This is a genomic window from Streptomyces sp. NPDC057694 (genome assembly GCF_042799415.1).
GTDB lineage: Bacteria > Actinomycetota > Actinomycetes > Streptomycetales > Streptomycetaceae > Streptomyces.
In genome coordinates this window covers 60,245-71,062 of the sequence record NZ_JBHVIX010000010.1, presented here as the reverse complement: position 1 = coordinate 71,062, position 10,818 = coordinate 60,245, and the positions used below count along the sequence as shown (strand labels likewise).

Here is a 10,818-nt window from a genome sequence, read left to right as displayed (position 1 = left end):
CGCCCCTGAAGCGAGCGAAGCTCGCCGTTCAGGGGCGCGGGGAACTGCGCGCGAAGTCCCACCCGCCCGCAGCCGGGTACGAACCCGTCAGAACGCCCGGCGCCAAGCCTCCAGAGCCAGGCCCGGCTCGTCCTTGCGGCGGGTGAGGAGCAGGCGGGGCGGCGCCCCCGGGACATAGGCGGCGGCGACCACCCGCCCGGCGGCGTCCTCGGTCAGGGCGAGCCGGGCGTCGGGCGGCAGCGCCTCGCCCGACTCCGTCCACCAAGCGCCCGCACTCTCGACTTCAGTCGGATACGCGGCGAACGCGACCCGGCCACCACGGGACCGCTGCGCCAGAAGAGTGCAGTCCACGTCGTCGAGGCGGCAGCGCACCGCGACCGGGGCGCCGTCCCCCGCGGCGTCCAGGAGCCGCACCGGATCGGCGTCGCCGCGCCAGGCGTACAGGCCGCCGTCCTCGGTGACGTAGAAGAGGGTGGTGTGCTCGGCCGAGGTCCCCAGTGCGCACAGGGTGTCCGGGCGGACGGCCGCGGGCTGCGGCTTGTCGTCCAGGACCGAGGCGGCCCCGGGCTCCGGCTGCCGCCAGCGCAGGATGCCGTCGGCGGTCTCGGCGTACAGCGTGATCAGGCCCGACTCGCCGGTCACGGCGGCCGGCCGGCCGCGGACGCCGCTGCCCTTGAGGTCGCGCCAGGGGCCCCAGCCGCCCTTCTCCGCCTGGACACGCACGCTCATGCCACCGCCGTTGTTGCGGACGAAGACATGGGCGCGGCCCTGGGCGTCGACGGCGACGGCGGGCGGGCCGGTGCGGTCGCCCTTCTTGTTCGGGTGGCCGATCGACGACCAGTCGAGCGCGGCGAGGTGCGCCTGGAAGTGTGTGGAGTGGACCAGGCCGGACTCGCCGGAAACGGTCGGACGCCAGGCGGACAGATGGGTGTACGCGAGCGTGCTCCGCGCGAGGGCCGCGGTCGCCGGGTACACGCGCTGGTCGCCGCCGACGGTGCGGGGTGGTGTCCAGGGGCCGTCGGGAGTGCGCTCCGTACGGCAGACGATCGCGTCGCCGTCCGGCGCGTGGGCGTAGGCGCGGAGTCCGCCCTCGCGCCCGCATATCAGCCAGTCGCCGTTCACGTGTTCTACCTTAAGCGGGGGCGCGGGTGTGCCTCGTGCGACCCTGGCTCCATGAGCGGAGTCCTGGTGGTCGACGGTGCCAATGTCGTGGGTTCGGTGCCCGACGGCTGGTGGCGGGACCGGCGCGGCGCCGCCGAGCGGCTGCGGGAGCGGCTCGTGGAACACGCCGAGCGGACCGGCGCCGAGGTGATCCTGGTGGTCGAGGGGGCGGCGAGGGGCGTCGAGTCGGTGCCCGGGGTGCGGGTCGAGTCGGCCGAAGGGAGCGGGGACGACCACATCGTGGAGCTGGTGGCGCGACTCGGGCGGCCATGCACCGTCGTCACCGCCGACCGTGAACTTCGCGCCAGGGTAGGTGCGTTGGGGGCCTCGACCACAGGGCCGCGCACCGTCTACGGATGACCCGCCCGACCGGGCCCGCCTCTTCGTCGCGCAATTCTCTGCGATCAATTTCACTCCCGTCTCTGTCGGCCGCCGGATAGACTCCTGAGGCCTCCTCCAGAGAATCGAAGGAGGTCACCACAGAGAAGCGGGCACGATATTTCATGAATGATGAACTCCCTGCGCTCGCGCCGAATCTGGCGACGGTCGACAGACGTGACACGGCCACCGAGACCTATTCGGCGGGGGCCGTCCCCGTGGAGTACCGGTTCCGGCCCGCCGACGCTGACGTCCGGCACCTTGTGGTGGTTTTCTCGGGACTCGGCGCACCCAATGGCTACCACTTCGCCGGAAAGTCGCTGAGCGGCCTGCGCGCCAATGTGCTGTGGATCCGTGACGATTTCGACGGCAACTACAGCTACTACATGTGCCGGGGAATGAACTTCGACATCGAGGGCGCTGTCCTCGGACTCATCGAGGGAACGCTGAACCGGCTTGGTCTGACGCGTGACCAGGTGACGGTTCTGGGAGTTTCGAAGGGCGGCAGCGCCGCTCTCTATTACGGCCTGAAGTACGGGTACCGGAACATCGTGTCGGTGGTCCCGCAGTTCCTCATCGGCAGTTATGTGCGGGACCGTGCGGTGACCGGCCGGTACATGATGGGCGACGACATGCCGCAGCAGCACGTCGACGTCCTCGACCGTGCCATCCCCGACCTGCTCAAGACCTACGGCGGGCAGGGGCACAACATCTACCTGTTCACGTCGGAGGCCGACGAGCAGTACGAGACGGAGATCAGCCCCCATCTCCAACTCTTCTGGGCCTGCGAGAACTTCAACTTCATCCGCACCAGTTCGCAGTTGGTGCGCCAGCACGGCGAGGTGTCGTTCTACAACCTCCAGCTCACGCTGGGCGTGCTCGCGGCGCTCGCCGAAGGGGCCGCGCCCCGCATGGGTTTCGTCGAGAACGGGGACACACGGGTCGACCCCGTCGAGCAGCAGCGGTACCTGGCCGAGCTGCGTGGCACGGACGCGCTCACCGCGGTACTGCTCAAGCAGGAGATACGCGGCGGAAGTCTCCAGCTGAGCGGCCACGCCTTCATTCCGGGGCAGTCCCCGCACGGCGAATTCCCGGCCACCAAGAGCCTGGTCGTCGAAGGCCGCGGAAAATACTGGGAGTTCCCGCTCGCAACGACCGAGGCGAAGTACACGTACAGCCGCTACTTCGACCGTTTCGCCCGTGACTACGCGGACGGCGGTTTCGAGTCGGATGCGGAATCCGGAGTTCCGATGAAGGGTATTCCAGGTGGCGTCTACGACTTGTCCGTACGGGTGCAGAGCCCGGCCGAGGGAATCGACCGGCGGACGAAGCTCGTCACACAGCGCGCTTTCGACATCCGGCGTCCCGTGGGCGGCATCGAGGTCTGTCTGATCGGTGACGGGAACCGGGTGCGTCTCATCCGCCGTCCGCTGATCGGACATGTCTCCCAGGAAACGGCCTTCGCGTTGGAGAAGAGCTGGCTCAAGGACCGGACCCTGCACGTCGAGGGCGTGTTCTTCATCCATGGAATCGAGGCGGCGGAGCGCGGTCACGCGCATTACTACCTGGTGCTGCGCGGCGAGCGGTCCACGCATTCCTTCCGGCTCGGCATGTCCCGCAAGGTCGCCGCGATACGCCCGCATGTCAGGCCCGGCGACTACGGCACTTATGACTTCGGCTACTTCGCCACGTCGGGCTACAAGGGCGTCAGCCTGGACAAGGCACCCGCGGGCGACTACGAGGCGTACATCTCCATGAGCACGGGCGGCTCTCTCTTCTCGGCACCGGCGGGGAACGTCACGCTTCCTTGAAGCCGGTCGTAAGATCCCGCGCTCATTCGGGGAGAACCGCGAGGGCGTCGGCGACGCGGCGTTCGGTCACCGCGCCGTCATCGGCGGAGCGCGGCCTGTTGCGCAGCTCCCCGCGCAGGACGGCCGTCGTCGAGCCGCCGCCGTCGAGGTTGATCCCGTCGACGGCTCCGAGCGACAGCAGCAGCTCGGCGGCCTCGGACGGTGTCACGCCGACGCTCCGACCGCGCGCCCGGCCGTCGACGGCGACCAGGAGCAGCGCGCCGTCTCCGGTGACGCCCGCGAGGGTGCGCGGCTGGCGCACCGCGGCGAGGCTCCGGACTCCCGTGTCCACGCTCCCGTCGCGCAGCAGTCGCGCGCTGCCCGCCACCGCGGTGCGCACGGAACCGGGCAGGACTCGGCCGGCGGTATCGGTGATGCGCTGCGAAACCGCCATCCGCGTACCGGTCTTCGCATGCGCGCGAAGCCAGCCGGCACCCGCGCCGATCCCGTACAGCGAGCTGCCGCCCGCGGGCACGGGCCCACCGGCGGGGGTCCGCGTCCCGCTCACCGTCGCGTCCGCGGCCAGCAGGACCTCCGTGCTGCCCGGCGGTCCCGCCGGGGTGTCCGCGCCCCACTCTCTGGTGAAGGAGACGACCTCGTCGGGGTCCGTGCACAGTCCGTTGTAGGGCCGCGTCATGGGCCGGCCGGTCGTGGCGAGGCGGTCGCCGCCGACGCCGCCGCAGCCGAGGATCCGGCCCGCGACCCGGTTGACGCCGTCGACCTCCCGCCGGGCGCCGTCGGCGGCGCGCACCCGGCCCACGGTGGAGGCCTCGGCGATCCGGGCGGTCGTGCGCCCGCCGGAGGTACCGACGAGGAGCGCGGGACGGCCGGCGATCGCCTCGCTGAGCACCTTGCCGTTCTCCGCGTAGAGTCCGGTCGGGTCGCCGTCGTAGCCGCCGTGGTGGTGGCCGGTGCCGATGTCGAAGTACGTGCCGTTGACCGCGCCGAGCGCCCCGGCACGGCGGGCCATGGACCGCACGGTCTCGGCGCGGGCCAGCGCGGAGCCGTGCACACCGGTGACCCGCACCCGCGCGTCCGGGGCGACACTCAGCACCGTCACGCGCACCGGGCTGCCGTCGTCGAGCCTGCGCTCGGACTGCAGGAAGCGGAATCCGTCGGGCAGCGGGGACTTGCCGTCTCCCGAAGCCGAATCAGGAGCCGACACCGATGCGGATCCCGAGGGCCGCTTCGAGGTGTCCGGCGACCCGGTCGAGGTGCAGCCGGTGACCGGCAGCACCAGGCAGAGCATCGCCACGACGGCCCTGAGCACGCCGGTCCTCACGGGGTCACCGATCGCCGGGCCGTCCCGTCGCCGACGGCCGCGCCGGGCCGCCGGCCGGGCGGACGCGGGTCATTCGGCGACCACCCCCGGGTCCATCGTGTCGATCACGTCGAAGGCACGCTCGCAGTTGAAGGTGTCGCGCAGCACGAAGAACTCCTCGGCCCGCCGCGTGTACTGCGGTTCGACCTGGAAGTCCCGGCTGATGGACGCGATGATCTCGTCGACGGCGCGCTCGACGGTGCCGCAGGTGGGGCCGAAGCCGTCGCGCGCCAGGTCGAAGTAGCCGCGCTTGTAGTGCTTGCTGTAGAACGCCTCGTCGTCGAAGTTCGTGTAGACGATCGGCTTGCGCATGTAGGCGACGTCGAAGAAGACCGACGAATAGTCCGTCACCAGCATCGAGCACTCGCGCATCGCCAGCTGCACGTCACGGCCGGTCGTGGAGACCGTGATCGACGGGTGGTCGATGCGGAAGTGCTTGAGGTACGGGCGGATCTCGTAGTGCGGCATGAACTCCAGTTCCACGTTGTAGTACTGGAGCGCCTTCAGGAGGCGTTCGTCGCGCAGCAGGGACGAGAAGAAGCGGTAGTACTCGGAGGCCGCGAACGGGATGTCCGGCTTGGCCGCCTTGTTGTAGGAGGGGGCGACGATGTCACGGCGCCAGGTGGGCATGACGAGGACGCGGCGCAGTCCGGGGACGGGTTCGAGCGCGTCGAAGCGCGGCAGTCCGGTGGCAGCGACGCGGTCGTAGCCGTATCCGCAGTGCTCGGCGTAGTAGGCGCGCTCGCTGCGGCCGGTGGTCAGCACCATGTCCACGTTGGTGACCTGGGCGTGGATGGACGGTGCCACGTCGTTGTAGACGACGCCGTGCTGGAGGAAGACGCGCTCGTAGCGCAGCAGGTCGCCGTAGCCGCGCAGGAACGCCCGCTTGGACAGGCCGGGGAAGCCGAGGTAGGCCTCCAGGTCGTAGGCGTTGATCAGGCGGCGGGCGTGCAGCAGGTAGACGCGGTACTTCCACGACAGCCGGTCGATGACATGGCCGTACGGGTCGATCTTGGCGCGGTCGGCGGAGTCGCCGTTGATGGCGTAGTAGACCTTGCGCTTGGGCTCGTTCTGCCGGATCCACTTGAACAGGTGGTACGAGTTGTCCTGCGCGGTGTCCTCGCGCTCGCCGATGATCCAGATGTTCTTGCGGTGCAGCCACAGGTGGGTGAGCCAGTACAGCAGGCGGGTGCGCCAGCCGGGCCTGCCCGGCAGCGCGGCCCGCAGTTCCTTGCGGAACCGGCCGAGCTTGTGGGAGCCGCGGCGCAGCAGGCCCTTGACCCGGCGGACCGTGAGCTGCTCGTCGTCGTCGATGGCCAGCAGGACCGTGGCGCGGCCCGCCGGGTGGACGCCCTTGAAGCGGTGCAGCATCTGGCGGGCCTCGACGGGCGTGTCCAGGTACCGGTCGCCGTCGTGGACGCGGACCGTGACGGTCAGGTCGCGGTTGCTGAGCCGGCCGAAGTCGCCGGGGTGGACCACGGCGCGCCAGCCGGAGAACCAGTCCTGTTCCTTGCGGGTGCGCCAGCGGTCGCGCCGGTAGACCTGCTCGACGCGGACGGCGCACTCGGACCGGCCGTCGCTCAGGACGAGTTCGACGCGGTTGCGGAACTCGTGGGAGATGTCGACGCCGGACAGCACGAGGAGTCCCTCGAAGGTGATCTCGTCGCGGGTGACGTCGAAGGTCTCCAGGACGGCCTTCTGCCGGTCGACGCGGAGCAGCGAGGTCTCGGCCGTGTCGACGGTGAGCCGCCGGTACAGGCCGGCGTCGTCGATGTGGAGGTAGGGCGCGTAGTCGGGTCGGTCGTGCGGGTCGCAGAAGAGCGCGAAGTTGCCGGTGCGCACGGCGTGGTGCTGGAGGCGGGCCTGGGCGGCGACCGCGTACTGGAGGATCAGGTCGTCGGGTATCTGCGCGTAGACGTCGTGCAGGGCGCCGAAGATCGCGGCGATCTCGGCGCGGCTCATGATGCGGTGGATGTTGCGCAGGTACGGCTGGAAGGTGCGGACGACGAAGCGCTGGGCGAGGCGGGCGGCGCGCGGGGACAGCGAGCCGCTGCGGCCCAGGAGGTGCCCGCACAGCCGGATCAGTTCCTGGGTCTTGACCGGGTCGTTCCACGGCAGGTCGAAGAGGGAGTCGCGCTGCTCGCGGTCGCGCTCGTAGGTGCTCGCGGTGGGCGCGACCGCGATCCGGCGGGCGTGCAGCAGTGCGGGCACGGTGACCCAGGCGTCCTCGTGGCCCGGGCCCATGCCCAGGCGCAGGTTCTGCCGGCGTACGAGGTCGGTGCGGAGCAGCTTGGCGCCGAGCCCGGTGGAGAAGATCAGGTAGGGCGCGTCGTCGAGCTGGGTGATGCTGGAGTTCTGCTTGCCGAAGTACCGCTTCCACGGGGTGTCGGTGTCGCGGCGCGGTCCGGGGAAGTTGTCCTGGTCGCCGACGACGACGTCGGCCTTGGTGCGCTGGGCGGCGGCCAGCAGCCGGCCGATGACGTCCTCGCCGAGGATGTCGCGGGCGCGCGCGAACATCACGTACGGGGCGCCGACGTAGCGCAGGCCGTGGTCGAAGGCGGCGCGCATCCCCATCAGGGCCTGCGGGACGACGGTGACGTTCGGGTAGTGCACGGCGAAGCCGGCGAGCCGGCGGCCGGTGCTGTCGGCGGAGCCGTCGTCGACGAGGATCACCTGGGTGCGGGCGAACTCCGCCTGCGCGGCCAGCGAGTTGAGGAACTCGTAGAGGTTGTACTCGTCGTTGTGGCAGTGCACGACCAGGGAGGCGGCGTAGCGCTTGGTGGTGGCGCCGGGGGTCGGCGCGGGGGCCGTCGACCACCACAGCCAGGGGGTGCCGCGGTCGTCGGCGCGCTCCGCCTGCGCGGTCGTCTCGGGACGCAGGGCGAGGTTGCCGCTGACGGTCTCGTAGATCTCGAACGTCTCGTCGTCGCCGTGGTAGCGCTCCCGCGACATGTCGAGCCCGCGGATGCAGACGGTGGTGGTGGCCCGTTCGCCCGCGTGCCGGATCTGGAGGAACAGGTTCCAGACGGCGCCCTTGGCGTGGCCGGGGCGGCCGACGGTCTCGTCCAGGTCGACGGTGGTCTGGAAGTGGATGTAGTCGTCGTCGACCTCGACGCCGCTGACCGTGAAGGTGTGGTCGGTCTTGGGGCTGCGGCGGCGCAGCACGGCGATGAGTTCGAGCTTGTCCTTGGGGACGACGCGGCCGAACTGGTTGCGGACGCGGCCGGTGACGTGGAGTTCACCGTCCTGGATCTCGACGCGCGTGGCCTGGTTGAACAGGCGGGCGTCGGACAGCTTCTGGCCGGTCAGGTCGAGGTCGGTGACGTCGAGGAAGTAGTCGGCGTGCGGCCTGCCCAGCAGTGCGCCCGACCAGAACACCTTGCCGTCGCGCTCGACCAGGTCGCTGCTGAGGACGGAGCGCCGCTGCACGTAGTCGGCGACGGTCAGCGCCACGTCGACCCGGCCGTGCATCAGTCCGAAGGCGCGCACGCGCTCCAGGGGGCCCGCCAGTTCGTACGTGTCCGGTGGCAGGGAGCGCAGGTAGGGGGCGACGACGCGGACGAAGCCCTCCCGGTAGGCGTCGTCGCCGTCGCGCAGTTCGGGGGTGTAGAGCTTCAGGTCGTGCGAGAGGAACTTGGCCGCCTTGTGGGCGATCAGGTCGTGGCCGCCGTTGTGCGCGAGGAACGCGTCGGTCCACTGGTGCACGAGGACGCGGTCGCGGATGCTGCGCAGTTCGCCGCGGCGGTTGGTGATGGAGGGGGTGTCGGTCTCCCGCTCCCAGATCCACCGGTACACGGGCGCGGCGAGCAGGGTGATCGTGCGGGCGCAGAACCCGGCGACCGTGGAGAAGTACGTGTCCTCGAAGTACACGTTCTCCGGGAAGCGGATGCCGTTGTTGAGCAGGAAGTCGAGGCGGTACAGCTTGGCCGCGGCGATCGGGTCGTCGGTCAGCTCGGGCGCGGCGGCGAGACCGCCGGTGACGGTGCGGTCGGTGCCGTAGAGCTGGGGCTGCCAGATCGTCGTCTCGTCCTTGGCGAGGTTCACCCGCAGGGCGCGGCCCGCGGTGATCTCCGAACCGCTGGCGAGTGCGGCGGCGAGGAGCGTCTCGACGGCCTTGTGCGGCAGTTCGTCGTCGGCGTCGAGGAACATCAGGAACTGGCCGGTGGCGGCCTCGATGCCGTTGTTGCGGGGCGCGCCGACACCGCCGCTGTTCTGCTGCCGGGGCAGGATCCGCACGCGGGCGTCGCGGTGCGCGTATCCCTGGGCGACGGTGACCGTGCCGTCGGTGGAGGCGTCGTCGACGACCAGCACCTCGACGCGCTGGTGCGTCTGCCCGAGGGCGGAGCGCAGGGCGCGGTCGAGGGTGGCGCCGGCGTTGTAGGCGCCGATGACGATCGTGACGGTGTACGCGGACGGGTCCGGCCGGGGCGCTGGGTGCTGGTTCATCTCAGGCGCCCGTCGCCCTCCGTCCAGGGCTGCTCGACGCGCTGGACGACCTGGACGGGGATCGGCTGGGTGGCCTGGTGGTCGGTGGGGGTGTGCGAACCCAGGGGGGAGACGTACGCGTAGCCGGGCTGGGGCTGCCGGTACGGCTCGGGCTCCGGCTGCGGGTACGGGTGGAAGCCCGGGTCCTCGTACGGCTGGGGCGCGGGGAACCGCTCCTCGACGTCGGCCGGCGGGACCGCCGCGGCCGGCACCCGGCCGCGGTGGCGCCCGGCGAAGAGGTGGTCGGCGACGGTGCCGACGGTCTGCGGGGCCGGGGCCAGTTCGTCCATGACGCGGGTGAAGTCCCGGGTGGAGAGCCAGAACTTGTACATGATCACGAGCTCGAAGAGGCCGAGCAGCACGGCGGACACGGCGGTGGTCCACAGGATCTGGCCGATCAGCGGGCCCACGATGAAGATGAACATCTGGAACTCGATGCCGCTGATCAGGTGCGGCCTGATGCGGCTGCGCAGCAGGGCCTGGCGGACCCGGGTGTACCAGGGGAAGCGGCCGCGGAACTGGGCGTGCAGGTCGACGACCTCGCCGGTGCCGGAGTGCTGCTTGAGCACGTCGGCCTCGATGCCCGGGTTCTCGCGCAGCAGGTCCTCCATGAAGACGACCTTGGGCTCGGCGCCCGCGGCGGCCTGCGCCTGCTGCGGGGCCGGGTGGGCCTGCTGGGCCTGGTGGAGGGTCTGCTGGGCCTGCCGGCCCTGCTGAGCCTGTCGTGCCCGCAGGAGTCGCTGGGTCTGTTCGAATTGCGCGGCCTGTTCGGCGGCGGCCTGCGCCTCGGCCTGTGCCTCGGCGGCCTTGCGTTCGGCGGTGACCTTCTCGATCTTCGTCCGCATCGACATGCGCATCTTGTAGATCTGCAGCGCGTCGACGTAGCGCAGCATGTCGAGGAAGACCACGACGAGCGCGGCCAGCAGGAAGTACGCCTCGTGGGTGCGCAGGTACTGGCCGCCCATCAGGGCGAGCGCGCAGAACAGCACGCGGATGCGGTCGAAGACGTAGTCGAGCCAGCCGCCGAAGACGGAGCCGTTGCCCTTGAGGCGGGCCAGCTTGCCGTCGATGCAGTCGAGGATGAAGCTCAAGTGGTAGAGCGCCGCGCCGATGATCAGCGACATGCGGTCACCGCGCAGGAAGAGCCCCGCGGAGCCGAGGCCGACGAACAGCGCGGCCCACGTGACGCGGTTCGGCGTGACGAAGCGGAACCGGGCGAGCCAGCACAGCATGCGGGTGGCCACCGGGTCCACGAGCAGTACCGTCCACCACGCGTCACGCTTCTTGCACGTGAGCTTCTGAACGGCCCGTACGGACAGCTTTCTCATCGACCCTCTGCGACTCTGCTGGCTTCACCTGATGTTCACAGCACATTCGGTCGCTATTCGGACAGTGACCGCGCAGGATCTTCGCTCGACTTCTTGATTTCAGTCAAACCTCAGAACAAAAGCGACATAACTCCTTAAAATTAAGTCAACTCTCAACTTTCATAAGGGACATAAGGTCCAGACATTACGAGAACGCCACGAAACCGACGGGTAGCCACTCTCGGATCAGCGGGAGAGACATGCATCACGTCTCTTCACATACAGCCATCACTCCCGGAAGTGAGTCCGCGAAGCG

At 70.1% G+C, this 10,818-nt stretch carries 6 protein-coding genes; 2 read left to right on the top strand and 4 right to left on the bottom strand.

Going from position 1 to position 10,818, the window contains the following annotated elements:
- Positions 1–87: 87 nt before the first annotated feature.
- Positions 88–1,122, bottom strand: a complete 1,035-nt coding sequence (locus ACFVDP_RS22420; protein WP_383492133.1) for a hypothetical protein — start codon at positions 1,120–1,122, stop codon at positions 88–90.
- A 51-nt stretch (positions 1,123–1,173) separates the two neighbouring features.
- Here ACFVDP_RS22420 and ACFVDP_RS22415 point away from each other — a divergent pair, with 51 nt between their 5' ends.
- Positions 1,174–1,521, top strand: coding sequence for an NTP pyrophosphohydrolase (locus ACFVDP_RS22415; RefSeq protein ID WP_383492131.1), 348 nt, complete (start codon positions 1,174–1,176; stop codon positions 1,519–1,521).
- A gap of 143 nt (positions 1,522–1,664) precedes the next feature.
- A complete protein-coding gene (locus ACFVDP_RS22410) occupies positions 1,665–3,350 on the top strand; it encodes a hypothetical protein (protein ID WP_383492128.1) in 1,686 nt (561 codons plus the stop codon).
- 22 nt (positions 3,351–3,372) lie between these two features.
- Here the strand turns inward: ACFVDP_RS22410 and ACFVDP_RS22405 are convergent, their stop codons facing one another.
- The 3 genes from ACFVDP_RS22405 to ACFVDP_RS22395 all read right to left on the bottom strand — a co-directional run bounded on the left by ACFVDP_RS22405 (position 3,373) and on the right by ACFVDP_RS22395 (position 10,523).
- On the bottom strand, positions 3,373–4,659 hold the full coding sequence (locus tag ACFVDP_RS22405; RefSeq protein ID WP_383492126.1) for a phosphodiester glycosidase family protein: 1,287 nt from the start codon (positions 4,657–4,659) through the stop codon (positions 3,373–3,375).
- An 81-nt stretch (positions 4,660–4,740) separates the two neighbouring features.
- Positions 4,741–9,156, bottom strand: a complete 4,416-nt coding sequence (locus ACFVDP_RS22400; RefSeq protein ID WP_383492123.1) for a glycosyltransferase — start codon at positions 9,154–9,156, stop codon at positions 4,741–4,743.
- Positions 9,153–10,523 (bottom strand): CDP-alcohol phosphatidyltransferase family protein, encoded by a 1,371-nt coding sequence (locus ACFVDP_RS22395; RefSeq protein WP_383492119.1) that lies wholly within the window; start codon positions 10,521–10,523, stop codon positions 9,153–9,155. Before ACFVDP_RS22395 ends, ACFVDP_RS22400 begins: the two co-directional genes overlap by 4 nt.
- Positions 10,524–10,818 lie beyond the last annotated feature (295 nt).